This is a genomic window from Brevundimonas sp. Leaf280 (assembly GCF_001422455.1).
GTDB lineage: Bacteria > Pseudomonadota > Alphaproteobacteria > Caulobacterales > Caulobacteraceae > Brevundimonas.
The window spans coordinates 88,970-111,222 of the sequence record NZ_LMNC01000004.1; the positions used below are offsets into that span (position 1 = coordinate 88,970).

At 66.8% G+C, this 22,253-nt stretch carries 23 protein-coding genes and 1 tRNA gene; 11 read left to right on the forward strand and 13 right to left on the reverse strand.

What is annotated here, in order from left to right; all coding sequences use genetic code 11:
* Position 1 precedes the first annotated feature (1 nt).
* On the forward strand, positions 2-1,003 hold the full coding sequence (locus ASF31_RS08605) for an NADPH:quinone oxidoreductase family protein (protein WP_055754270.1): 1,002 nt from the start codon (positions 2-4) through the stop codon (positions 1,001-1,003).
* Positions 1,004-1,032: 29 nt separating this feature from the next.
* Here the strand turns inward: ASF31_RS08605 and ASF31_RS08610 are convergent, their stop codons facing one another.
* Positions 1,033-1,431: a YkvA family protein gene (locus ASF31_RS08610; protein ID WP_055754271.1), complete on the reverse strand. Its 399-nt coding sequence runs from the start codon at positions 1,429-1,431 to the stop codon at positions 1,033-1,035.
* Positions 1,432-1,486: 55 nt separating this feature from the next.
* Here ASF31_RS08610 and ASF31_RS08615 point away from each other — a divergent pair, with 55 nt between their 5' ends.
* Positions 1,487-2,269: an SDR family NAD(P)-dependent oxidoreductase gene (locus ASF31_RS08615; RefSeq protein WP_055754272.1), complete on the forward strand. Its 783-nt coding sequence runs from the start codon at positions 1,487-1,489 to the stop codon at positions 2,267-2,269.
* A 118-nt stretch (positions 2,270-2,387) separates the two neighbouring features.
* Positions 2,388-2,462, forward strand: a tRNA-Gly gene (locus ASF31_RS08620).
* A gap of 74 nt (positions 2,463-2,536) precedes the next feature.
* Here ASF31_RS08620 and ASF31_RS08625 read toward each other — a convergent pair.
* Complete coding sequence (locus ASF31_RS08625) at positions 2,537-3,001, reverse strand: DUF3429 domain-containing protein (protein ID WP_055754273.1); 465 nt, start codon at positions 2,999-3,001, stop codon at positions 2,537-2,539.
* 95 nt (positions 3,002-3,096) lie between these two features.
* Here ASF31_RS08625 and ASF31_RS08630 point away from each other — a divergent pair, with 95 nt between their 5' ends.
* From ASF31_RS08630 to ASF31_RS08640, 3 genes are all read left to right on the forward strand, one after another.
* Positions 3,097-3,453: a thiol-disulfide oxidoreductase DCC family protein gene (locus ASF31_RS08630; protein WP_055754274.1), complete on the forward strand. Its 357-nt coding sequence runs from the start codon at positions 3,097-3,099 to the stop codon at positions 3,451-3,453.
* Positions 3,454-3,465: 12 nt separating this feature from the next.
* Positions 3,466-5,004 carry a cryptochrome/photolyase family protein gene (locus tag ASF31_RS08635; RefSeq protein WP_055754275.1) on the forward strand — a complete coding sequence of 513 codons (1,539 nt, stop codon included), beginning with the start codon at positions 3,466-3,468 and terminating at the stop codon, positions 5,002-5,004.
* A gap of 125 nt (positions 5,005-5,129) precedes the next feature.
* Entirely contained in the window at positions 5,130-5,828 is a 699-nt protein-coding gene (locus ASF31_RS08640; RefSeq protein WP_055754465.1) for a M48 family metallopeptidase, read from the forward strand.
* On the opposite strand, the gene ASF31_RS08645 is transcribed toward ASF31_RS08640, so the two are convergent.
* The 6 genes from ASF31_RS08645 to ccmA are packed head-to-tail and all read right to left on the reverse strand — an operon-like array spanning position 5,829 to position 9,019.
* Entirely contained in the window at positions 5,829-6,107 is a 279-nt protein-coding gene (locus ASF31_RS08645) for a hypothetical protein (protein WP_055754276.1), read from the reverse strand.
* A gap of 45 nt (positions 6,108-6,152) precedes the next feature.
* Positions 6,153-6,713 carry a DsbE family thiol:disulfide interchange protein gene (locus ASF31_RS08650; RefSeq protein ID WP_055754277.1) on the reverse strand — a complete coding sequence of 187 codons (561 nt, stop codon included), beginning with the start codon at positions 6,711-6,713 and terminating at the stop codon, positions 6,153-6,155.
* Positions 6,710-6,928 carry a heme exporter protein CcmD gene (ccmD, locus tag ASF31_RS08655; protein ID WP_055754278.1) on the reverse strand — a complete coding sequence of 73 codons (219 nt, stop codon included), beginning with the start codon at positions 6,926-6,928 and terminating at the stop codon, positions 6,710-6,712. Before ccmD ends, ASF31_RS08650 begins: the two co-directional genes overlap by 4 nt.
* A 1-nt stretch (position 6,929) precedes the next feature.
* Positions 6,930-7,649 carry a heme ABC transporter permease gene (locus ASF31_RS08660; RefSeq protein ID WP_055754279.1) on the reverse strand — a complete coding sequence of 240 codons (720 nt, stop codon included), beginning with the start codon at positions 7,647-7,649 and terminating at the stop codon, positions 6,930-6,932.
* Positions 7,650-7,688: 39 nt separating this feature from the next.
* Positions 7,689-8,399, reverse strand: a complete 711-nt coding sequence (gene ccmB / locus ASF31_RS08665) for a heme exporter protein CcmB (RefSeq protein WP_082465091.1) — start codon at positions 8,397-8,399, stop codon at positions 7,689-7,691.
* On the reverse strand, positions 8,396-9,019 hold the full coding sequence (gene ccmA / locus ASF31_RS08670; protein ID WP_055754280.1) for a heme ABC exporter ATP-binding protein CcmA: 624 nt from the start codon (positions 9,017-9,019) through the stop codon (positions 8,396-8,398). Before ccmA ends, ccmB begins: the two co-directional genes overlap by 4 nt.
* 208 nt (positions 9,020-9,227) lie before the next feature.
* Here ccmA and acnA point away from each other — a divergent pair, with 208 nt between their 5' ends.
* Entirely contained in the window at positions 9,228-11,954 is a 2,727-nt protein-coding gene (acnA, locus tag ASF31_RS08675; RefSeq protein ID WP_055754281.1) for an aconitate hydratase AcnA, read from the forward strand.
* A 78-nt stretch (positions 11,955-12,032) separates the two neighbouring features.
* Here the strand turns inward: acnA and ASF31_RS08680 are convergent, their stop codons facing one another.
* From ASF31_RS08680 to ASF31_RS08690, 3 genes are all read right to left on the reverse strand, one after another.
* Positions 12,033-13,406 carry an NAD-dependent succinate-semialdehyde dehydrogenase gene (locus ASF31_RS08680; protein WP_055754282.1) on the reverse strand — a complete coding sequence of 458 codons (1,374 nt, stop codon included), beginning with the start codon at positions 13,404-13,406 and terminating at the stop codon, positions 12,033-12,035.
* Positions 13,407-13,499: 93 nt separating this feature from the next.
* Complete coding sequence (locus ASF31_RS08685) at positions 13,500-13,751, reverse strand: hypothetical protein (protein WP_055754283.1); 252 nt, start codon at positions 13,749-13,751, stop codon at positions 13,500-13,502.
* A 72-nt stretch (positions 13,752-13,823) separates the two neighbouring features.
* Positions 13,824-14,723 (reverse strand): hydrogen peroxide-inducible genes activator, encoded by a 900-nt coding sequence (locus tag ASF31_RS08690; protein WP_055754284.1) that lies wholly within the window; start codon positions 14,721-14,723, stop codon positions 13,824-13,826.
* Positions 14,724-14,869: 146 nt separating this feature from the next.
* On the opposite strand from ASF31_RS08690, the gene katG reads away from it, so the two are divergent.
* Positions 14,870-17,140: a catalase/peroxidase HPI gene (gene katG, locus ASF31_RS08695; RefSeq protein ID WP_055754285.1), complete on the forward strand. Its 2,271-nt coding sequence runs from the start codon at positions 14,870-14,872 to the stop codon at positions 17,138-17,140.
* Positions 17,141-17,210: 70 nt separating this feature from the next.
* On the opposite strand, the gene ASF31_RS08700 is transcribed toward katG, so the two are convergent.
* The gene (locus ASF31_RS08700) at positions 17,211-17,984 is read right to left on the reverse strand and encodes a glutaminyl-peptide cyclotransferase (protein ID WP_055754286.1); all 774 of its coding nucleotides are present in this window, start codon (positions 17,982-17,984) and stop codon (positions 17,211-17,213) included.
* A 5-nt stretch (positions 17,985-17,989) separates the two neighbouring features.
* Positions 17,990-18,817 carry a TerC family protein gene (locus tag ASF31_RS08705; RefSeq protein ID WP_055754287.1) on the reverse strand — a complete coding sequence of 276 codons (828 nt, stop codon included), beginning with the start codon at positions 18,815-18,817 and terminating at the stop codon, positions 17,990-17,992.
* A 344-nt stretch (positions 18,818-19,161) separates the two neighbouring features.
* Here ASF31_RS08705 and ASF31_RS08710 point away from each other — a divergent pair, with 344 nt between their 5' ends.
* The 3 genes from ASF31_RS08710 to ASF31_RS08720 all read left to right on the forward strand — a co-directional run bounded on the left by ASF31_RS08710 (position 19,162) and on the right by ASF31_RS08720 (position 22,233).
* Positions 19,162-19,716, forward strand: a complete 555-nt coding sequence (locus ASF31_RS08710) for a F0F1 ATP synthase subunit delta (RefSeq protein WP_055754288.1) — start codon at positions 19,162-19,164, stop codon at positions 19,714-19,716.
* A 72-nt stretch (positions 19,717-19,788) separates the two neighbouring features.
* Positions 19,789-21,321, forward strand: a complete 1,533-nt coding sequence (gene atpA / locus ASF31_RS08715) for a F0F1 ATP synthase subunit alpha (protein WP_055754289.1) — start codon at positions 19,789-19,791, stop codon at positions 21,319-21,321.
* 33 nt (positions 21,322-21,354) lie between these two features.
* Positions 21,355-22,233, forward strand: a complete 879-nt coding sequence (locus ASF31_RS08720) for a F0F1 ATP synthase subunit gamma (RefSeq protein ID WP_055754290.1) — start codon at positions 21,355-21,357, stop codon at positions 22,231-22,233.
* Positions 22,234-22,253 lie beyond the last annotated feature (20 nt).

Here is a 22,253-nt window from a genome sequence, read left to right on the forward strand (position 1 = left end):
GATGCGCGCTGTTCTGTCCAAGACGCCTGGTGGCCCCGAAACCCTGGTCGTGGAGGACGTGCTCGACCCGACGCCAAAGACGGGCGAGGTGATCATCGAGGTCAAAGCGGTTGGGATCAACTATCCCGACACCCTGATCATCGAGGACAAATACCAGTTCCGGCCCGAGCGGCCCTTCTCGCCGGGCGCCGAAGTTGCCGGCGTGGTCGAGGCGGTGGGCGAGGGCGTCAAGGGCGTGCGCAAGGGCGACCGGGTCATCGCCGTGCCGGGCTGGGGCGGGCTGGTCGAACGGCTGGCGGTGCGGGCCGAGACGGTCATCCCCATCCCCGACGCCATGAGCTTCGAAGAAGCGGCGGCCCTGATCATGACCTATGGCACAAGCTACTATGCGCTGAAGGACCGGGCGCAGCTGAAGGCGGGCGAAACCCTCTTGGTGCTGGGTGCGGCCGGGGGCGTCGGCGCCGCCGCCGTCGAACTGGGCAAGGCTATGGGCGCGCGAGTGGTCGCCGCCGCCTCGACCAACGACAAGGTGGAGTTCGCGCTTGAACTGGGCGCCGACAACGGCCTGATCTATCCGTCGGGACCGATGGACAAGGCGGCGCAGAAAGAGCTGTCGGGCGAGTTCAAGCTGGCGACCGGCCGCGACGGCGCGGACGTCGTCTATGATGCGGTCGGCGGCGACTACGCCGATCCGGCGCTGCGGGCCATGGACTGGAACGGGCGCTATCTGGTGGTCGGCTTCCCGGCGGGCATTCCGTCCCTGCCGCTGAACCTGACGCTGCTGAAGTCGGTGTCGGTGATCGGCGTCTTCTGGGGCGCGGCGGTGATGCGCGATCCCAAGGCCCACGCCGCCAACATGGCCGAGCTGATGCAGATGTACGCCGACGGCAAGATCAGGCCGCGCGTGTCAAAGACCTTCCCGCTGGAAAAGGCCGGCGAAGCCATCAAGGCCCTGGGCGACCGTCAAGCCCTGGGCAAGATCGTGGTGACGGTCGAGAGCTGAATCCTCCCTCGCGGAGCGGGGGAGGATCATTATTTCGCCTTCAGCCGCTGCACCGCGTCCTCGGCCTGGTCGCGGTGGCGGCGTTTGATGTTGGCGCCGACCAGGGCCAGCAGGGCGGTGATGACGGCCGCATCGTCGGTGTAACCGATGCCCGCGAAGATGTCGGGAATGGCGTCCACAGGCATGACGAAATAGGCCAAACCCGCGAAGATCATGCCCTTAGCCGCCATCGGCGTCTGCGGATCGCGCGCGGCGTACCAGGCGGCCAGGGCCTGGTCCGCAAAGGGGATGCGGGCGGCCGTGCGCTGGATCTTGGGCCAGAAGCCCTTGGCCACGCGGGCCTCGTTGATCTTCACGACCGACGGCACGAGCGCCTTTTTCGGGTCCAGGACATCCGACGGATCGGCGGGTTTGGCTTTGGCGGTCATGGCCGCTAAATCCTCAATCGAAACTCAGGTTCACGACAATATAGGAACGAACAGGATGAAACTCGACAACACCATCGCCGCAGTGGTCACCGGCGGCGCCTCGGGCCTGGGCGAAGGCACCGCGCGCGCCATCGCGGCGACGGGGGCCAAGGTCGCCCTGTTCGATCTGAACGCCGAACGCGGCGAGGAAATCGCGAAAGAGATCGGCGGCGTCTTCTGTCAGGTGGACGTGACGGACGACGCCTCGGTCGCCGCCGCCTTCGAAAAGGCCCGCGCCGCCCATGGCCAGGAACGTCTGACCGTCAACTGCGCCGGCATCGCCACGGGCCAGAAGACCGTCTCGCGCAAGAAGGACACCGGCGAGATCAAGGCCCACGACATGGCTCAGTTCGAGCGCACCGTGCGGGTCAATCTGTTCGGCACCTTCCGCGTTTTGTCGCAGTCGGCGGCGGGCATGGTGACGCTGGAGCCGATGGCGGACGGCGAGCGCGGCCTGATCGTCAACACAGCCTCGGTAGCGGCGCAGGACGGCCAGATCGGCCAGGCGGCCTATTCGGCGTCCAAGGGCGGCGTCTATGCCATGACCCTGCCGATCGCGCGCGATCTGGCTCAGGAAGGGGTGCGCTGCAACACCATCCTGCCCGGCATCATGTGGACGCCGATGATGGCTGGGATGGACCAGAAGATCCAGGACGCCCTGGCCGCCGCCATCCCCTTCCCCAGCCGTCTGGGCACGCCGGCCGACTATGCGTCGCTGGTGCTGGAGCTGGCTAGAAACGTCTACATCAACGGCGAATGCATCCGTCTGGACGGCGCCATTCGTTTGGCGCCGCGCTGAGGCGCGGGGGGCGTGAGCGGGACTTGATCGCTTTTTGCAAATTCTCTCTTGCAGGACCGATCAACCCTCCGCTATACGCCCCCTCCTCGACGGGGAGCGCACCTAGCTCCTACGGAGTGCGGGCGTAGCTCAGTGGTAGAGCACAACCTTGCCAAGGTTGGGGTCGAGAGTTCGAATCTCTTCGCCCGCTCCAAGTCGAGACGAATAAAATCAGGGGCCTGTCGGTTGCGGCAGGCCCCGATTTTTTGCCCGCTGCCTAAGATGTTTTCAGATCAGTCCGGCGACGAGCGTCAGCATGCCAAGACCGATCGACAGCGGCGCCCGCAGCGCGAGCCAGCCCTCGGGCGTCAGACCGGCCGCCTTCAGCTTCAGGTCGACAAGGACGCTGGCGGCGATGAAGACGCCCAGCACGACCAGCGACACGGCCGGATCGGAACCCGCCGCCCAAACGACGCTGGTCGCCAGCGCGAGAAGCGAGGGCGCCACAGAGGCGATCCAGACCCATTTGGGCGCCTTCAGGCCCGTCGCGGCCGCCAGTCCCCACCAGACGCCGCCCAGGAAGCTGAAGATCAGGGCGGCGTAGGCATAGGCCAGGCCGAGGGCGGCGGTCTTCTGGTCCGCATCGCCTGCAAGAAGGACGGCGACCGCCGCCACCTGGGGCAACAGACCGGCGAAACCCAGGATGCGGGCGAGCGGCGGCAAGCGATGTCGGCCGGTGGGTTCAATCGTCATCGGACACCTGTCGAGGCGGGTTGCGATCCAGACTGTAGAGGACGGCCGTATAGGATGGCGAGCCCGTTCGCCGTCGCCGAGAACCTTGGACCGTCATGACCCCCTTGCTTGTCTGGTACGATGGCGGCTGTCCCATGTGCCGACGCGAGATCGCCTTGATGCGGCGGCTGGATCGACGCGGCGCGATCCGCTTCGTCGATGTGTCGGACGGTCAGACGAGCTGCCCGCTGGACCGCGAGACGCTGTTGGCGCGATTCCACGCGACGGAGAACGGAAGGCTGCTGTCGGGTGCGGCGGCCTTTGCGGCGATGTGGCGGGCTATTCCGCTGTTGCGCCCACTGGGCCTGGCCGCACGCATCCCCTGGGTCCTTGCGGCGTTGGAGGGAACGTACCGGGTGTTTCTGCGCCTGCGTCCTCGACTTCAATCTCTCGCTCGCAAATGGGCCCGGTGATGGGAATAACGCATGTCCGTGCTTAGGCTGGTGCTGGGCGATCAGTTGTCGGACGACCTGTCGGCGCTGAAGGATCTGAACCCGGACGCCGACACGGTTCTGATGGCCGAGGTTCGCGACGAGGCGACTTATGTCCGGCATCACAAGCAGAAGCTGGCCCTGGTCTTCGCCGCCATGCGCAATCACGCCGAGCGGCTGAAGGGGCGGGGCGTCAATGTGCGCTATGTGCGGATCGACGATGCTGACAACAGCGGCTCGATCAGCGGCGAACTGGCCCGGGCGTTGGACGACGGCGCCCATGAGGCGGTGGTGATGACCGAATGCGGCGAGTGGCGGCTGGCCGAGCATCTGGCCGCCTTTGCGCAAGGGGCGGGGCTGCCGGTCGAGATTCGCGAGGATCGCCGCTTCATCAGCAGCCACGACCGTTTTCGTCGCTGGGCCTCGGGCAAGTCGCAGCTGCGCATGGAGTTCTTCTATCGCGAGATGCGCCGCGCGACGGGCATCCTGATGGACGGCGATCAGCCGGAGGGCGGGCGCTGGAACTATGACGCCGAGAACCGCAAGAAGCTGGCCAAGGGCGTGACGCCGCCCGATCGCCTGCGCATCCCGCCCAACGCCGTGGCGCGCGAGGCGATGGCGGATGTGGAGCGGCTGTTCGGCGACCATTTCGGATCGCTGGACGGGTTCGGCTGGGCCACGACGGCGGACGAAGCGGAGACGACGCTGAAGCACTTCCTGAAGGATGTCCTGCCCTCATTCGGGGACTGGCAGGATGCGATGGCCGAGGGTCAGCCGTGGATGTGGCACGGGCTGATCTCGACCTCGATCAACCTGGGCCTGCTGGACCCGCTGGACGTCTGCAAGCGCGCCGAGGCGGTCTATCGGGCGGGCAAGGCTCCCCTGAATGCGGTGGAGGGTTTCATCCGGCAAATCCTGGGGTGGCGCGAGTTCGTGCGCGGCATCTACTGGCTGAAGGCGCCGGAGTATCGGGCGCGCAATTTCCTGGATGCGGACCGCAAGCTGCCCTGGTTCTTCTGGTCCGGCGAGACCGACATGGCCTGCGTCGCCGATGTCGTGAAGACCACGCGCGACAATGCCTACGCCCACCATATCCAACGGCTGATGGTGACGGGCAATCTGGCCCTGCTGCTGGGCGTGCATCCTGATCAGGTCGATGACTGGTACATGTGCGTCTATGCCGACGCCTATGAATGGGTGGAGATGCCCAATACGCGCGGCATGGCCCTGTTCGCCGACGGGGGCATCGTGGGGTCCAAACCCTATGCGGCCTCCGGGGCCTATATCGACCGGATGAGCGACTATTGCGGGCCGTGTCGCTATGACGTGAAGAGCAAGAGCGGCGACGCGGCCTGTCCGTTCAACAGGCTGTACTGGGGCTTTCTGGAGCGCAATCGCGGCCGGCTGCGGGACAATGTGCGGCTGGCCATGCCGTACCGCACGCTGGAGAAGTTCGGTGAGGCCAAGCGCAAGGCCCTGGCGGCCGAGGCGGAGGCGTGCCGGACCCTGCTGGGCGCGACGCCGATCGAGTGACGGTGGAACCACAGGCGCAGCGCGGCCATTTGCCTTGCTGTTTCGTCCTGCTCGAAGAGGTCGCTTCCGTGATCCTGCCCCGCCGTTCCGCCCTTGTCCTGGCCGCCGCCGTCGCGGCCTCGGCCATGTCCGCCTGCGCCTATAACGAAGCCCTGGGCCGCAATCAGTTGCTGCTGGTGGACAACGCCGCCCTGTCGCAGCAGTCGACGGCGGCCTGGCGCGAGGCTATCGCCAAGCCTGGCGTGATGACGACCGGCGCCCAGGTCGACCGGATTCGGCGCGTCGGCGACCGTCTGGTCCAGGCGGCGGGTCTGGGCGGGCGGACCTGGGACTATGCAGTGTTCACGGAGGCCAGCCCCAACGCCTTCGTCCTGCCGTCCGGCCAGATCGGCGTGACGACCAGCCTGTTGGCCCTGGTCGAGAATGACGACCAGCTGGCCAGCGTGATCGGCCACGAGATCGGACACGTCGTCGCCAACCATGCGGCCGAGCGCGCCTCGAACCAGACGGTGACCAGCGTCGGTCTGGCGGCCGTCGGCGGTGCGGCGGGTCGATACGGAGATGCGGTCAACGCCTATGGTGGTCTGGCCGCCCAATACGGGCTGCTGTTGCCTTATTCGCGGCGCGACGAGCTGGAGGCGGACCGTCTGGGCGTGGACTATATGGCCGGAACCGGTTTCAAGCCGTCGCAAGCCGTGGCGCTATGGCGGCTGATGGCGGCGCAGCGTCAGACCCAGACGCCGCAGTTCGCCTCGACCCACCCGTCGGACGCGACCCGCATCGAGGCCTTGCAGCAGTATATCGCCAGCCGCGGCTGGAACTGATCAGACCCGGATGTCGAGGTAGGAGCCGGGGCGCATGATCCGCGCCTCCTCGCGCTGAGGTGGGGCGGGGGGCGCCTCCACCGGCCGGGCCGGGTTGGCGGTTCGGATCGTGGACATAACTGCGGCGGCCGGCACCGGCGGCTTGGGCGTCGCAGTCTGATCCACCGCGTTCTGGTTCAGGGCAGCGCGGAAGAAGGCCGCCTGGGCGCTGCGTGCGCTCGGCAGATCAAGGCCCTGGGCGGGCGTGTTCAGCGGTAGGCCGGGACGAATCGCGCTCATGCCGACATGGTTAACGGAAACCCTCGAAAAAGGGTTAACGCGGCCTCACCGCTTGGTAGGCGCGGGACGGAGCGGGGCCTGCATGGAGGCGACCAACCGGTCGATGTCGGCGTCGTCCAGTAGGGGGCCGGACTGTTTGGCGGTGATCCGCCCCATGGCGTCGACCGCGAAGGTCTCGGGCACGCCGGAGATGCCGAGGTCGAGGCCTGCACGACCTTCGCGGTCCACCAGCACCATGGCGTAGGGATCGCCCAGTTCGTCGAGGAAGGCGCGGGCGGCGACCGGCTCGTCCTTGTAGGCGATGCCGACCACAGCGACGCCGCGCGCCTTCAGCGCCAGCAGCTTGGGATGTTCGATCCGGCACGGCGCGCACCAGGAGGCGAACACATTGACCAGCATGGGCCGGCCGACGCCGGCGGTCTTCAGGTCCAGATTGCCCGGTCCCGCCTGGTCGCCCGACAGCAGGGGCAGGACCGTCTCGGGGATCGTTTGGCCGACCAGGGCGTCGGGCTTGAAGGCTGGATCGCGCTTCAGCGACCAGCCGACGAACAGGGCCGCCAGCGCCGCGAGGACGACCAGCGGGATCAGGGCCAGCCAGCGGTTCATTTTTGTGGCCCTATCGCGCTTCGCGCTACTTGAGGGCGGTTGATGTCCGCTGCTTGCGGGGGTGTGCCTTGGTCTGCCTCAAGTCTGGCCAGTTCCCGTTTCCATTTGCGCGAGGCGACGATGGCTCGGGCGGACAGGGCGATCAGGACCAGGGCGCTGACGCCCCATGCGGGCCAGACGAAGGCGGCGTAGGGGGTCATGTCGAGGTCGAGCATTCTACGCCTCCTGGGCTTGGCGGGCGCGCAGGGTCATGACGCGGCGGCGGCGGATCTCGGTGCGGATGGCGGTCAGCCAAAGGGCCGCGAACAGCACCCCATAGGCCGCCAGCATGGTCAGGAAGGGCGGCAGATAGACCGGGTCCAGACCCGACGATCCGGGGGTCAGGAAGCTGGCGGGCTGATGCAGGGTGTTCCACCAGTCGACCGAAAATTTGACGATCGGCAGATTGATCAGCCCGACGAGGCCGAGGACGGCGGCGGCGCGCCCGGCCTTCTGCTCATCGTCGATCGAGGCCCGCAGCGCTATATAGCCGAGGTAGAAGAGAAACAGCACCAGCACGCTGGTCAGGCGCGCGTCCCACACCCACCAGGTCCCCCACATCGGCTGGCCCCACAGCGAGCCGGTGAACAGGGCCAGGGCCGTGAAGGCGGCGCCCGGCAGGGCGGCGGCGCGGGCGGCGGCGTCGGCCAGGGCGTGACGGAAGATCAGCGCAAAGAAGCTGGACACGCCCAGCGCCGCATAGGCGCCCAGGCCCAGGGTGGCGGCGGGGACATGGACGAACATGATCCGCACCGTGTCGCCCTGCTGATAATCGGCCGGAACGGTGAAGCTGAGCCAGGCGCCCACGCCCAGCAGCACGGCGGCGAGCCCCCACAGAACGGGCGTCAACGGGCCGGTGAAGGCCATGAAGCGCTGCGGATTGGACAGGCCGAACATCGGTTCAGCGCTTACGCAACGAATGGACGGCGGGCAAGCTCACCCTTGCGCGTTGCGAACAGCGGCGGCCCCGGCGAAGGGCGCGACGATGGCGGCGAACAGCACGTAGGCGCACAGCAACGCCAACGCCGGGCCGACCGGCTGGCCTGATCCCGCGCGCTCCAGGGCGCCGGCGCCGAAGACGACGGGGGGAATAAAGAGCGGCAGGACGACGACGGCGATCAGCAGCCCGCCACGCTTGGCGCCCAGCGCAAGGGCGGCGCCCAGCGCCCCGGTGAAGGCGAAGCCTGCGCCGCCGATCAGGGCGGTCAGTGCGACCAGGGGCGTCAGCGACGCGGGCAGGCCAAGCGCCAGGGCGGCGACGGGAGCGGTCAGAGCGAGCGGCAGACCGACGGCGATCCACTGCGCCAGGGCCTTGATCAAGACGACCTGCTCCAGCGCCAGATGACCGAGGGCCAGCAGATCCAGCGCCCCGTCCTCCATGTCGCGCTCGAACAGCCGCTCCAGCGACAGCAGGGACGCCAGGGCGAGCGCCAACCACGCGACGCCGCCGGCGACCGGGCCGAGCGTGCGCGGATCGCCGCCGGCCGCCAGCGGCAGTATGGCGGTCAGACAGGCGAAAAAGCCGCAGGCCAGCAACGGGCCGCCGCCCCCGCCCCAGGCCAGATCCAGCTCGCGCTCCAGCAGAACGCGCGTCGCGCCGCGCAGGCCGGGCGGACGGGGTTCCTGATCGACATCGTGGCGGCTCACTTCAGCGCCCCCAGATCGAGAGAGCGGGTCGGCAGCGGCAGGGGGTCGTGGACGGCGGCGACGATCAGGCCGTCGGCGTCCAGATGCCGCTGCATCTGCTCGGTGAAGGCTTCGCGCCAGCGGGCGTCCAGCGGCGCCATCGGTTCGTCCAGCAGCCACAGGGCGCGCGGCGATCCGACCAGCCGGCCCATGGCCAGGCGACGGCGCTGACCGGCCGAAAGACGCCGGACCTCCAGGTCCAGCAGGGGCTTCAGGCCAAAGGCCTCGACGGCGTGATCGACGCCGTACTGGGTGTGACCCAGCCAGTCGCACTGAAACCCCAGCTCTTCGCGCGCGGTGCGGCCGCCTTTCAGCCCGTCCAGATGACCGAGGAAATGGGTCTCACGTCCACGCGCCTGCCGTTCGTCCAGCGGATTACCGTCGCCGTCCTGGAAGGCGACCGTCCCGGCGTCGGGGTGCAACAGGCCCGCGATGGCGCGCAGCAGGCTGGTCTTGCCCGCCCCGTTTGCGCCCGTCAGGGCCAGCACCTCGCCGGCGCGCAAGGTCAGGTCGAGATCGTCGAACAGTCGCCGCTCGCCGCGCGAGACAGTCAGGCCGGAGAGGGTGAGTGTGTGGATCATCGCGTTCCACCCGCCGCGCCAAATCTGCGAACCCTTCTCAATGTCCACGTCAGGGGTGTGGACACATGGACGGTGCGGCGCGGCGGGGCTATAGGCACGGTCGCCGCAGCAGGCTTTCGCCGCGCGCGCAGGGGCCCTGTGAGCCGCTGCGTCTGCCGCGCGAAGGCGCAACCGGATTGTCGGGCGGCGCTGACCAGAGGAACTCTCCATGCCGTCGATCGACAGCTTCAAGACCCGCCAGGACCTTTCCGTCGGGCGTAAGAAATACGCCTATTACAGCCTTCCCGCCGCCGAGGAAGCAGGGCTTGCCGGGATTTCCCGTCTGCCTCGCTCGATGAAGGTGCTGCTGGAGAACCTGCTGCGCAACGAGGACGGCGTTTCCGTCACCGAAGACGACCTGAAGGCCGTCGCCGCCTGGATCGAGAACAAGGGCTCGGTCGAGCACGAGATCGCCTTCCGTCCGGCCCGCGTGCTGATGCAGGACTTCACCGGCGTTCCCGCCGTGGTCGATCTGGCCGCCATGCGCGATGCCATGAGCGCCCTGGGCGCCGACGCCGCCAAGATCAACCCGCTGGTGCCGGTCGATCTGGTCATCGACCACTCGGTCATGGTCGACAACTTCGGCACGTCGAAAGCCTTCGGCCAGAACGTCGAGCGCGAATACGAGCGCAACATCGAGCGCTACAACTTCCTGCGCTGGGGTTCGTCGGCCTTCAACAATTTCCGCGTCGTGCCGCCCGGCACCGGCATCTGCCACCAGGTGAACCTGGAGAACCTGGCCCAGACCGTCTGGACCCTGGACGAAGGCAAGAAGACCGTCGCCTATCCCGATACCGTCGTCGGCACCGACAGCCACACCACCATGATCAACGGCCTGGCCGTCCTGGGTTGGGGCGTCGGCGGCATCGAGGCCGAGGCGGCCATGCTGGGCCAGCCGATCCCGATGCTGATCCCCGAGGTCATCGGCTTCAAACTGACGGGTTCGATGCCCGAAGGCACGACGGCGACCGACCTGGTGCTGACCGTCACCCAGATGCTGCGCAAGAAGGGCGTGGTCGGCAAGTTCGTCGAGTTCTTCGGCGACGCCCTGCCGAACATGACCATCGAGGACCAGGCGACCATCGCCAACATGGCCCCGGAATACGGCGCCACCTGCGGCTTCTTCCCCGTCTCGGCCGCCACCATCGGCTATCTGACCGCCACGGGCCGCGACAAGGCGCGCGTCGCCCTGGTCGAAGCCTACGCCAAGGCCCAAGGCCTGTGGATCGACGAGACGTCGGAAGATCCGGTCTTCACCGACGTGCTGGAACTGGACATCTCGACCGTCGTGCCGTCGCTGGCCGGGCCGAAACGTCCGCAGGACCGCGTCGAACTGACCACCGCCGCTCCGGCGTTCGAAACCGCCCTGACCGACGTCTTCGCCCGTCCGTCCGACGCCGAGCGCGTCTCGGTCGATGGCCAGAAGTTCACCGTCGGCGACGGCGACGTGGTCATCGCGGCCATCACCTCCTGCACCAACACCTCCAACCCGTCGGTGCTGATCGCCGCCGGTCTGGTGGCGCGCAAGGCCAATGCGCTGGGCCTGAAGGCCAAGCCCTGGGTCAAGACCTCGCTGGCCCCCGGCTCGCAGGTCGTGACCGACTATCTGACCGACGCCGGCCTGCAGAAGGATCTGGACGCCCTGGGCTTCAACCTGGTCGGCTATGGCTGCACCACCTGCATCGGCAACTCGGGTCCGCTGGATCCGGCCATCTCCAAGGCGATCAACGACAACGCCCTGGTCGCGACCTCGGTCCTGTCGGGCAACCGCAACTTCGAAGGTCGCGTGAACCCCGACGTCCAGGCCAACTATCTGGCCTCGCCGCCGCTGGTCGTGGCCTACGCCATCGCCGGCTCGATGCGGATCGACATCACTAAGGATCCGATCGGTCAGGACAAGAAGGGCAACGACGTCTTCCTGAAGGACGTCTGGCCGACCACGCAGGAAATCGCCGACATCCAGCGCAAGTCCGTCACCCCGGCCATGTTCGCCAAACGCTACAAGGACGTGTTCAAGGGCGACAAGCACTGGCAGGCCATCAAGGTCACCGGCGGTCAGACCTATGAGTGGGACGACAGCTCGACCTACGTCGCCAACCCGCCCTATTTCGACGGCCTGTCGATGGACCTGACCCCGGTTCAGGACGTGGTCGAGGCCCGCGTTCTGGCCATCTTCGGCGACTCGATCACCACCGACCACATCAGCCCAGCCGGTTCGATCAAGAAGACCTCGCCCGCCGGCGTCTATCTGACCAACCACGGCGTCGAGGCGGCCGAGTTCAACAGCTACGGCGCCCGTCGCGGCAACCACGAAGTCATGATGCGCGGCACCTTCGCCAACATCCGCATCAAGAACCGCATCACGCCCGAGATCGAAGGCGGCGTCACCAAGCATTTCCCGTCGGGCGACACCATGTCGATCTATGACGCGGCCATGCGGTATCAGTCGGAAGGCCGTCCGCTGGTCGTCTTCGCCGGCAAGGAATACGGCACCGGCTCGTCGCGCGACTGGGCGGCGAAGGGCACGCGTCTGTTGGGCGTTCGCGCCGTCATCGCCGAAAGCTTCGAGCGCATCCACCGCTCCAACCTGGTCGGCATGGGCGTCGTGCCGCTGCAGTTCAAGCAGGACGGTTGGCTGAAGCTGGGCCTGACGGGCGAAGAGATCGTCACGATCCGCGGCTTGTCGGACGCCAACATCGGCAAGCTGAAGCCGCGTCAGGACCTGTGGGTCGAGCTGTTCCGCCCGTCGGACGGCAAGATGGCCCGCTTCCCGGTCCGCTGCCGCATCGATAACCAGACCGAGCTGGACTATCTGCTGGCCGGCGGCGTCATGCCCTATGTGCTGCGCAACCTGGCGCGCGGTCCGGAAACCGAAGCGCCGATCGCCGCCGAATAGGTCGCGGTTCGCCCAGACAAGAAAAGAGGGCCGGCGGAGCGATCCGCCGGCCCTTTTCCGTTTGCCGAAAGGCGGTGGTCAGTCGGCGCTGACGACCACCAGCTTGCGGTTCACGAACTCCTTGATGCCGACGTCGCCCAGCTCGCGGCCGAAGCCCGAGCGTTTGACGCCGCCGAACGGCAGTTCGGGCATGGAGGTCGTGGTGGTGTTGATGAAGACCATGCCGGTCTCGATCCGCGAGGCCAGCTTGCGGGCGCGGGTCGTGTCGCCCGAGAAGATCGAACCGCCCAGGCCGAAGCGGGAATCGTTGGCCAGGGCCACGACCGCATCGTCGTCCTCGACCACGAAGACCTGGGCCACGGGGCCGAAGAACTCCTGATAGAAGGCCGGGTTGTCGCGGGCGACGTCGGTCAGGACGGTGGGTTCGTAGAAGAAGCCGGTGCGGTCGGCGGCCTTGCCGCCGATCACCGCCTTGGCGCCGTGCTGGACCGCCTCCTCGACCTGTTTGGTCAATGTCTTCAGCGCGTCCTCGGACGACAGCGGACCCAGGACGGTGGCCTCGTCCAGCGGGTCGCCCATGACGGCGCTCTTCATGCCCTCGACGAAGCCGGTGGTGAAGGCGTCAGCGACCGATTTCTGGACGATGAAGCGTTTGGAGCCGGTGCAGACCTGGCCGGCGTTGGACAGGCGGCCTTCGACGCCTGCCGCGACCGCCTTTTCGATGTCGGCGTCGTCCAGCACGACGAAGACGTCGCTGCCGCCCAGTTCCAGCGTGGACTTCTTCAGCATTTCCGATGCACGGGCCGAGACCTTGGCGCCGGCGCCCTCGGAACCCGTCAGGGCCACGCCCTGAATGCGGTCGTCGCCGATCAGTTCGGCGACCTTGTCCGAGGAGATGTAGAGGTTGGCGACGAAGCCTTCGGGCGCGCCGGCCTCGCGCACCAGTTCGGCGAACCGGGCGGCGCAGCGCGGCACGATGCCCGCGTGCTTGTAGAGCACGGGATTGCCGACCGCGATGGCGGGAGCCACCACGCGGATCAGCTGATAGATCGGGAAGTTCCAAGGCTCGACCGCCAGCAGCACGCCGATCGGGTGAAACTCGATCCAGGCCTCGCCCAGTTCGCTGTCGATCTTTTCAGGCTTGAGGAAATCGGCAGCCTTCTCGGCATAGTAGGCGGCGATGCCGGCGCACAGATCGATCTCGCCCTGCCCCTGAGCCAGGGGCTTGCCCATCTCCTCGGCCATGGTGCCGGCCAGGTCGTCGCGGTTTTCGGTCAGCAGGCCCGACAGGGATTTCAGCACGGCGAGGCGCGGCTGGATGTCGCCCTTCGACCAATCCGAATGGAACAGGCCGTCTGCCTTGGCCAGGGCGGCCTCGACGGCGTCGTCAGTGTGTTCCGGATAGTCCTCGACCAGTTGTTCGGTGAAGGGATTGAGGGTGCGATAGGCCATGGGTCGTCCTGAAGCTTCGGTCGGACGCCCGGGGCGGCGCCGATCCGTTGTCAGGAAAGCAAACGCGACCTATCGGGGCGGGTTGCCTGGCCCTCAGTCCGGATCGCTGAACGGCGGCGGGAGTTGGCCGGACTTGAAGAGGATGGTCGGCTCTTCGTCGTAATCGCCCATTTCGGTGTCGGCCGAGACGGCGAAGGCGACGACGCCCAGACGCAACGGCCCCAGCCGTTCGGCCTTGCGACGCGCCTCTTCGGCGTCCTTGCAGCCGACCTGGGGTTCTGCGCGCAGGGCCTTGCCCCGGCCCTGGACATAGGCCTGGACGATATAGACGGTTTCGGTTGCCATCTGCTTCCAAGCGGCCTGTTCGGCGCTCAGGTCAATCGATCAATCGAGCCTCAGTCCGTTTTCACTCTAGCTTCAATCTAGCTTCAGGGCCTCGGCCAGCAGCCGGGCCTCGGCGGCGCGGCTGGAGCCGGCGCGCCAGGCGACGACGATCTCGCGATGGGGCGGGACGCCGTCGGCCTGGTTTTCGAAGGCGCGAATGGCGACGCAGGGGTTGTCGGCCAGACCGGCCTGCACCGCCATCTTCGGCAGGAAGGAAACGCCGAGGCCCGAGCCGACCATCTGGACCAGAGTGTGCAGGCTGGTGGCCGCAAAGACGTCGTCGCCGCGCGGGGCCTCGATGTCCAGCGCCGCCAGAGCGTGGTCGCGCAGGCAATGTCCGTCTTCCAGCAGGATCAGATCCTCGGCCCGCAGCGAGCCGGGACGGATGGGGCCGGGCGCGGCCAAGGCATGGTCGGCGGGGGCTGCAGCCATGATCTCGTCATCGCCGATGCGAGCGTGGGCGATGCCCGGCGCATCATAAGGCAGGGCGATGACCGCCGCGTCGATCTGACCTGCCTTCAGCGCCGCGATCAGCCGGGGTGTAAGATCCTCGCGGATGAACAGCTTCAGGCTGGGATAGGCGGCCTTCACCGACGGGAGCTTGGCGGGCAGCAGGAAGGGGGCCACGGTCGGAATTACGCCGAGGCGGAATCGGCCGGACAGCAGACGCCCGGCGTTTTTGGCCGCCTCGACCAGATCCTCGGTGCGGGCCAGGACGTCCTCGGCGCGGCGAACGGCCTCGGCTCCAACGGCGGTCATGATTACGGCGCCGCGCGCGCGTTCGACCACCGGCGCGCCCAGGATGCGCTCAAGCTCCTGCACCCCGGCGCTGAGGGCGGGCTGGCTGACATGAGCGGCCTCGGCGGCGCGCGAGAAGCTGCCGTGTTCGGCCAGGAGCTTGAGATACTGGAGCTGACGCAACGTGGGGAGCATGGAAGGGAAATAGGCCTGTCCTATGCTGACGCCAAGGATAATCGATTGGCTTTATCCGTTTGACCCGTGTCGTATGACCCCATCATCTACAGGGCGATGCAAAAATCGCTCGCCGTCGTGCGCCAGAGCAGCAGGGAGAAAACACCATGACCGACGAAGCCAAATGCCCCTTTTCCGGCCGGACGCCCCGGTCGGTCGCAGGCGGCGGCGTTCAGAACCGCGATTGGTGGCCCAATCAGCTGCGGGTCGATCTGCTGAACCAGCACTCGACCAAGTCCGACCCGCTGGGGGAGTCGTTCGACTACCGCGAGGCCTTTTCCAAGCTGGACTATGAGGCGCTGAAGGCGGATCTGCGCGCGCTGATGACGGACTCCAAGGATTGGTGGCCGGCCGACTTCGGCCATTACGGCCCGCAGTTCATCCGCATGGCCTGGCACAGCGCCGGCACCTATCGCGTCGGCGACGGTCGGGGCGGCGGCGGGCGGGGCCAGCAGCGGTTCGCGCCGCTGAACTCCTGGCCCGACAACGTCAATATCGACAAGTCGCGTCGCCTGCTGTGGCCCATCAAGCAGAAGTATGGCCAAGCCATCTCGTGGGCCGACCTGATGATCCTGACCGGAAACGTCGCGCTGGAGACCATGGGCTTCCGCACCTTCGGCTTCTCCGGCGGCCGCGCCGATACCTGGGAGCCGGATCAGGACGTCTATTGGGGTCGCGAAACGACCTGGCTGGGCGGCGACGAGCGCTATGCCCACGGCTCGGACGGTGTTGTGAAGCCGGGCGACGAGGCCGTGCTGGTCAGCGATGACAATGCGGACGGCGACAAGCATTCGCGCGATCTGGAGAACCCGCTGGCCGCCGTGCAGATGGGCCTGATCTACGTCAATCCGGAGGGGCCGGACGGCAATCCCGATCCGATCGCGGCGGCGCGCGACATCCGCGACACCTTCGCCCGGATGGCGATGGACGATGAAGAGACGGTGGCCCTGATCGCCGGCGGCCACACCTTCGGCAAGACGCACGGCGCGGGCCCTGCCGACCACGTCGGCGCAGAGCCGGAAGGCGACGGTCTGGAGGCGCAAGGCTTGGGCTGGACCTCCAGCTTCGGCACGGGACATGGCGCCGACGCCATCACCAGCGGCCTGGAAGTCACCTGGACCCAGACGCCGGCCCAGTGGAGCAACTTCTATTTCGAGAACCTGTTCGGCTTCGAATGGGAGCTGGAGAAGTCCCCCGCCGGGGCGCATCAGTGGGTGGCCAAGGACGCGGGCGAGATCATCCCCGACGCCCACGATCCGGCCAAGAAGAAGCGGCCGACGATGCTGACGACCGACCTGTCGATGCGGTTTGACCCGGAATACGAGAAGATCTCGCGCCGGTTCCTGAACGATCCGCAGGCCTTTGCCGACGCCTTTGCGCGGGCCTGGTTCAAGCTGACGCACCGCGATCTTGGGCCGCGTTCGCGCTACGTGGGACCGGAAGTTCCGAGCGAAGTCCTGTTGTGGCAGGATCCGGTGCCGGAGGTGGATCATCCGCTGATCGACGCCACGGACGCGGCGGCTCTGAAGGCCAAGGTGCTGGACTCGGGCCTGAGCGCCGCCGAACTGGTGGGCACGGCCTGGGCCTCGGCCTCGACCTTCCGGGGCGGGGACAAGCGGGGCGGGGCCAACGGCGCCCGCATCCGCCTGGGGCCGCAGAAGGATTGGGCCGTCAACCAGCCCGAACAGCTTGATCGGGTGCTGAGGACGCTGCAGCGCATCCAGACCGAGTTCAACCAGGCGCAGACGGGCGGCAAGAAGGTCTCTTTGGCCGACCTGATCGTGCTGGCCGGCAATGCCGGCGTCGAGCAGGCGGCCAAGGCGGCGGGCCACGACGCCAGCGTGCCGTTCACGCCCGGCCGGACGGACGCCAGCCAGGCGGACACGGATGTAGAATCCTTCGGCTATCTGGAGCCGGTCGCTGACGGCTTCCGCAACTTCCAGAAGGCCCGCTATGCGGTGCCAGCCGAGTCGCTGCTGATCGATCAGGCGCAGCGGCTGACGCTGACGGCGCCGGAGATGACGGTGCTGATCGGCGGCCTGCGGGCGATCAACATCAATACGGGCGGCGCGACGCACGGCGTGCTGACCGAACGGCCGGGCGTGCTGTCCAACGATGTCTTCGTCAACCTGCTGGACATGGACGTGAAGTGGGCGGCGACCTCGGACGCCAAGGACGTCTTCGAAGGCCGCGACCGCAAGACGGGCGAAGCCAAGTGGACCGGCACGCGTGTCGATCTGGTGTTCGGCTCCAACGCCGTGCTGCGCGCGCTGGCCGAGGTCTATGCCGGGGCAGACGCCGAAGGGAAGTTCGTCTCTGACTTCGTGGCGGCCTGGACCAAGGTGATGGAGCTGGACCGGTTCGACCTGCACGGCTGAGCCGGGGGCAGAGGCGGAAAAAGAAGAGGGCCGGGCGCTGTCGCAGCGTCCGGCCTTTTCTTCGTGCGGATCAGCGCAGCTTGATCTCGAACAGCTGCGGCCAGCGTTTGCCGGTGACGAACAGGCGTTTGCCCGCCGCGTCCCAGGCGATGCCGTTCAGGACGTCATCGTTGGGGTCGAGGTTCGCGCCCTTGGGGACCAGGCCGGTCAGGTCAATGAAGGCCTTGACCACGCCGGTCTCGGGATCGATGCGCGCGATGCGGTTGTCCTGCCAGATATTGGCGAAGATCTCGCCGTCGATCCATTCCAGCTCGTTGATCTGATCCAGCGGACGGCCGTCGGCGGTGACGGAGACGCGGCCGGTCTCGGCCAGGGTTTCGGGGTCCAAAAAGCGCAGCTGGTCTGTGCCGTCGCTCATGATCAGGCGGCGGCCGTCGGTGGTCAGCGCCCAGCCCTCGCCCGGATAGGAGAAACCGCCCAGGGGCGAGAAATCGTCCAGCTTCCAGATGAAGCCGATGTGGTTGCGCCAAGTCAGGCTGTAGAGCTTGCCGTTCAGCGTGGTCATGCCCTCGCCGAAATAGATGGTCGGCAGGTCGCGCTGGCGCTCCACGCGGCCGGTTTCCAAATCCACCTTGCGGATGAAGGACGGATACAGGCCCGTGCTCTCGTACAGGCCGCCGTCGTGGAAGAAGAGGCCCTCGGTGAAGGCCCCCGTGTCGTGCGGATAGGCCCGCACGACCTCCCAGGACTGGACCGGAACCTCGGCCCTGACGAACGGGCAAACGCCTGTCGTCAGGATCAGACCGGCGATCAGACCGGCGAGACGGGACGACAGGCGGTTCATGAGCCTCAGCCCCGCTCGGCGGCGGCTTCGGCCTCGGCCTTCTGGGCGCGGACCTCGGCGGCGTTGGCGTCGCTGCGGGCCCGTTCGGCCATTTCCTTCTTGGTGGCGCCGCGACGGCCCATCATGTTTAGGGCCTCGACACCGGCCGAGAAGGCCATGGCGGCGTAGATGTAGCCCTTGGGCACGTGATAGCCGAAGCCGTCGGCGATCAGCACCATGCCGATCATCAAGAGGAAGCCGAGCGCCAGCATGACCACGCTGGGGTTCTTGTTGATGAAGTTGGCCAGGGGATCGGCGGCCAGCAGCATCACGGTCACGGCGACCAGGACGGCGACGACCATGATCGGCAGGTGTTCGGTCATGCCGACGGCGGTCAGGATCGAGTCGATCGAGAAGACGATGTCCAGGAGGATGATCTGGAAGATCGCGGCGCCCGCGTTCATGATCATCACGTCCTTCTTGTCCATCACGTCATGGCTGGGCGTGGGATCGACGGTGTGGTGGATTTCCTTGGTCGCCTTCCAGACCAGGAACAGGCCGCCCGCGATCAGGATCAGATCCTTCCACGAGAATTCGTTGCCCATGACGGTGAAGACGGGCTGAACCAGGCCGACCAGCCAGGCGATGATCGACAGCAGGGCCAGGCGCATGACCAGGGCCAGGCCGATGCCGAGGCGACGGACCTTCTGACGCTGATGCTCGGGCAGCTTGTTCGAGAGGATGGAGATGAAGATCAGGTTGTCGATACCAAGCACGACCTCCATCACGATGAGGGTCACCAATGCGGCCCAGGCGGCCGGATCGGAGAGCAAGGGGGTGATGCTGTCGAGCATTGGGGTTCCTGATGGAAAATAAAGCTTGAGCGGAAAGCGCTAGGGCCGACGCAGGTTCCGATCAAGCGACGGGGTGCGGCGTCATGGTCGCACCCCCCTGGGCGCGGTCGCCCTTCCTACGCTGTGTGGAAGGAATCGGCGGCGCGCTCTCGCCCTGCGGCATCGGTGCGCCTTCACGCAATGTTGCGAGCGGCGAAACCCCGTGCTATCAGGCGCCCGGCTTGAAGGGGGCGTATTTACGGATACGGCCTCCGTCGTGCTTTCCGTAAGCATTTCAAGCTTTTGACCGTTGCGAGCCTCGCAGTCGGTTGCGACCCTGACACAACGACCTCGGACCCTAATCAGTGGCTGATGATTTCAGAACGACGGAAGTCGGCGATCGCTACGCACAGGCGCTGTTCGACCTGGCGCTGGAAACCGGCCGTCTGGACGCCGTCCGCGCCGACCTGAAGTCGCTGAAGGCGGCCTGGACCGAAAGCGCCGACCTGCGTCGTCTGGCCACCTCGCCCGTCATCGCCGCGCCCGACCAGGCCAAGGGTCTGGTGGCCATCGCCGTCAAGGCCAGGTTCGAGCAGACCACGACCAACTTCCTGGGTCTGTTGGGTCAGAACCATCGCGCCAAGGATCTGCCTGCCGTGATCGCCGGATTCGAGGCACGCTACGCCAAACACGCCGGCGTCGTCGCCGCCGAGGTCGTCTCGGCCCAGCCGCTGGACGCCAAACAGGTCGCCGCCATTACCGCCGCCCTGTCCAAGAGCCTGGGCAAGGCGCCGGAACTGACCGCGCGCGTCGATCCGTCGATCCTGGGCGGCCTGAAGGTCAAGGTGGGCTCGAAACTGTTCGACGCCTCGCTGAAGACCAAGCTCGACCAGATGAAGTTCGCCCTCAAGCGCGCCTAAACGCGCTCCCGCCACCAAGAATGCGCGCCTGAACGGCGCACCCGCAGAAGACTGAAGAACAGAGAGCCCGTCATGGACATCCGCGCCGCTGAAATCTCGGCCATCCTCAAGTCGCAGATCGCCAACTTCGGCGTCGAAGCCGATGTCTCTGACGTCGGCAGCGTGCTGTCGGTCGGCGACGGCATCGCCCGCATCCACGGTCTGGACAATGTCCAAGCCGGTGAAATGGTCGAGTTCACCAAGGCCGGCGTGAAGGGCATGGCCCTGAACCTCGAGCGCGACAACGTGGGCGCCGTTATCTTCGGCGCCGACGCCGCCATCGCCGAGGGCGACGACGTGCGCCGCCTGGGCGAGATCGTGGACGTTCCGGTCGGCAAGGGTTTGCTGGGCCGCGTCGTCAATCCGCTGGGCGAGCCGATCGACGGCAAGGGCCCGATCCAGTTCACCGAGCGCCGCCGCGTAGACGTCAAGGCGCCGGGCATCATCCCGCGCAAGTCGGTTCACGAGCCGATGCAGACCGGCCTGAAGGCCATCGACACCCTGATCCCGGTCGGCCGCGGCCAGCGCGAGCTGATCATCGGCGACCGTCAGGTCGGCAAGACCGCCGTCGCCGTCGACACCATCTTGAACCAGAAGAACGTCAACAAGACCGACGACGAGAGCGCCAAGCTCTACTGCATCTACGTCGCCATCGGTCAGAAGCGTTCGACCGTCGCCCAGATCGTCAAGACCCTCGAAGAGTCGGGCGCGCTGGAATACACGATCGTCGTCGCCGCCACGGCGTCGGAACCGGCCCCGCTGCAGTTCCTGGCCCCGTTCGCCGGCACCGCCATGGGCGAGTTCTTCCGCGACAACGGCATGCACGCCCTGATCGTCTATGACGACCTGTCCAAGCAGGCTGTTGCGTATCGCCAGATGTCGCTGCTGCTGCGCCGTCCGCCCGGTCGTGAAGCCTATCCGGGCGACGTCTTCTATCTGCACAGCCGCCTGCTGGAGCGTTCGGCCAAGCTGAACGAGGATTACGGTTCGGGCTCGATGACCGCCCTGCCGATCATCGAAACCCAGGCCAACGACGTTTCGGCCTACATCCCCACCAACGTGATCTCGATCACCGACGGCCAGATCTTCCTGGAATCGGACCTGTTCTATCAGGGCATCCGTCCGGCCGTGAACGTCGGCATCTCGGTGTCGCGCGTCGGCTCGTCGGCCCAGACCAAGGCGATGAAGAAGGTCGCCGGTTCGATCAAGGGCGAGCTGGCCCAGTATCGCGAGATGGCCGCCTTCGCCAAGTTCGGCTCGGACCTGGACGCCTCGACCCAGAAGCTGCTGGCGCGCGGCGCCCGTCTGACGGAACTGCTGAAGCAGCCGCAGTATTCGCCGCTGGCGATGGAAGAGCAGGTCGTCTCGGTCTACGCCGGCACGCGCGGTTACATCGACGGCATCGCCGTCGGCGACGTGGGCCGCTTCGAGAAGGAGCTGCTGGCGCGCATCCATGCGAACCACGCCTCCTTGCTGGAAGGCATCCGCACCAAGAAGGACCTGACCTCGGACCTCGAAGCCGAGCTGAAGGACATCCTGGCCGCCTTCGTCAAGACCTTCGCCTGAACCCGTCTGGTAAGCTGAGAGAGTAAGCGCCGGATGGCCAGCCTCAAGGAAATGCGCAATCGGATCGGAAGCGTGAAAGCCACGCAGAAGATCACGAAAGCCATGCAGATGGTCGCCGCGGCCAAGCTGAAGCGCGCCCAGGACCAGGCCGAAAGCGCCCGGCCCTATGCGCAGAAGATGGCCTCGGTCATCGCCAATCTGGCCGCCGGCGTCTCGGGCGCCGACGCGCCCAAGCTGCTGGCCGGCACGGGCCAGGACCAGCGCCACCTGATCGTGGTGGCGACAGCGGACAAGGGTCTGGCGGGCGGTTTCTCGACCAACGTCATCCGCGCCGCGCGCGAGCGGATCAACAGCCTGATCAACGCCGGCAAGGACGTGAAGATCATCGCCGTCGGCAAGAAGTCGCGCGACCAGTTGGCGCGTCTGTACGGCGACAAGGTGATCCACACCTTCGAACTGAGCGAGCACAAGACCGTTGGCCTGCCGTCGGCCCAGCCGGTCGCCGAAATGATCTCCACGGCGTTCGAAGAGGGTCAGGCCGATGTGGTCACCCTGTTCTACAGCCAGTTCAAATCGGTGATCCAACAGGTCCCGACGGCCAAGCAACTGATCCCGGCCGTGGTCGAGGGCGACGCGGCCCCGATCAACCTGAACGGCGCGGTCTATGAGTACGAGCCTTCGGAAGAGGAAATCCTGGAAACCCTGCTGCCGCGCGCGCTCACGACCCAGATCCTGGCCGCGTTGTATGAGAACCAGGCCGGCTTCTTCGGCTCGCAGATGGCGGCGATGGACAACGCCACGCGCAATGCGGGCGACCTCATCAACGCCCTGACGCTGCAATACAACCGCAAGCGCCAAGCCCAGATCACCACCGAGCTGATCGAGATCATCGCCGGCGCCGAAGCCCTCTGATCCCGACCGAACAGACATTC

Bases quoted from the DNA above. Each gene is read 5' to 3' on its own strand.
- ASF31_RS08605 (WP_055754270.1), top strand. From the start codon at position 2: ATGCGCGCTGTTCTGTCCAAGACGCCTGGTGGCCCCGAAACCCTGGTC.
- ASF31_RS08610 (WP_055754271.1), bottom strand. From the start codon at position 1,431: ATGACCGCCAAAGCCAAACCCGCCGATCCGTCGGATGTCCTGGACCCG.
- ASF31_RS08615 (WP_055754272.1), top strand. From the start codon at position 1,487: ATGAAACTCGACAACACCATCGCCGCAGTGGTCACCGGCGGCGCCTCG.
- ASF31_RS08625 (WP_055754273.1), bottom strand. From the start codon at position 3,001: ATGACGATTGAACCCACCGGCCGACATCGCTTGCCGCCGCTCGCCCGC.
- ASF31_RS08630 (WP_055754274.1), top strand. From the start codon at position 3,097: ATGACCCCCTTGCTTGTCTGGTACGATGGCGGCTGTCCCATGTGCCGA.
- ASF31_RS08635 (WP_055754275.1), top strand. From the start codon at position 3,466: ATGTCCGTGCTTAGGCTGGTGCTGGGCGATCAGTTGTCGGACGACCTG.
- ASF31_RS08640 (WP_055754465.1), top strand. From the start codon at position 5,130: ATGTCCGCCTGCGCCTATAACGAAGCCCTGGGCCGCAATCAGTTGCTG.
- ASF31_RS08645 (WP_055754276.1), bottom strand. From the start codon at position 6,107: ATGAGCGCGATTCGTCCCGGCCTACCGCTGAACACGCCCGCCCAGGGC.
- ASF31_RS08650 (WP_055754277.1), bottom strand. From the start codon at position 6,713: ATGAACCGCTGGCTGGCCCTGATCCCGCTGGTCGTCCTCGCGGCGCTG.
- ccmD (WP_055754278.1), bottom strand. From the start codon at position 6,928: ATGCTCGACCTCGACATGACCCCCTACGCCGCCTTCGTCTGGCCCGCA.
- ASF31_RS08660 (WP_055754279.1), bottom strand. From the start codon at position 7,649: ATGTTCGGCCTGTCCAATCCGCAGCGCTTCATGGCCTTCACCGGCCCG.
- ccmA (WP_055754280.1), bottom strand. From the start codon at position 9,019: ATGATCCACACACTCACCCTCTCCGGCCTGACTGTCTCGCGCGGCGAG.
- acnA (WP_055754281.1), top strand. From the start codon at position 9,228: ATGCCGTCGATCGACAGCTTCAAGACCCGCCAGGACCTTTCCGTCGGG.
- ASF31_RS08680 (WP_055754282.1), bottom strand. From the start codon at position 13,406: ATGGCCTATCGCACCCTCAATCCCTTCACCGAACAACTGGTCGAGGAC.
- ASF31_RS08685 (WP_055754283.1), bottom strand. From the start codon at position 13,751: ATGGCAACCGAAACCGTCTATATCGTCCAGGCCTATGTCCAGGGCCGG.
- ASF31_RS08690 (WP_055754284.1), bottom strand. From the start codon at position 14,723: ATGCTCCCCACGTTGCGTCAGCTCCAGTATCTCAAGCTCCTGGCCGAA.
- katG (WP_055754285.1), top strand. From the start codon at position 14,870: ATGACCGACGAAGCCAAATGCCCCTTTTCCGGCCGGACGCCCCGGTCG.
- ASF31_RS08700 (WP_055754286.1), bottom strand. From the start codon at position 17,984: ATGAACCGCCTGTCGTCCCGTCTCGCCGGTCTGATCGCCGGTCTGATC.
- ASF31_RS08705 (WP_055754287.1), bottom strand. From the start codon at position 18,817: ATGCTCGACAGCATCACCCCCTTGCTCTCCGATCCGGCCGCCTGGGCC.
- atpA (WP_055754289.1), top strand. From the start codon at position 19,789: ATGGACATCCGCGCCGCTGAAATCTCGGCCATCCTCAAGTCGCAGATC.
- ASF31_RS08720 (WP_055754290.1), top strand. From the start codon at position 21,355: ATGGCCAGCCTCAAGGAAATGCGCAATCGGATCGGAAGCGTGAAAGCC.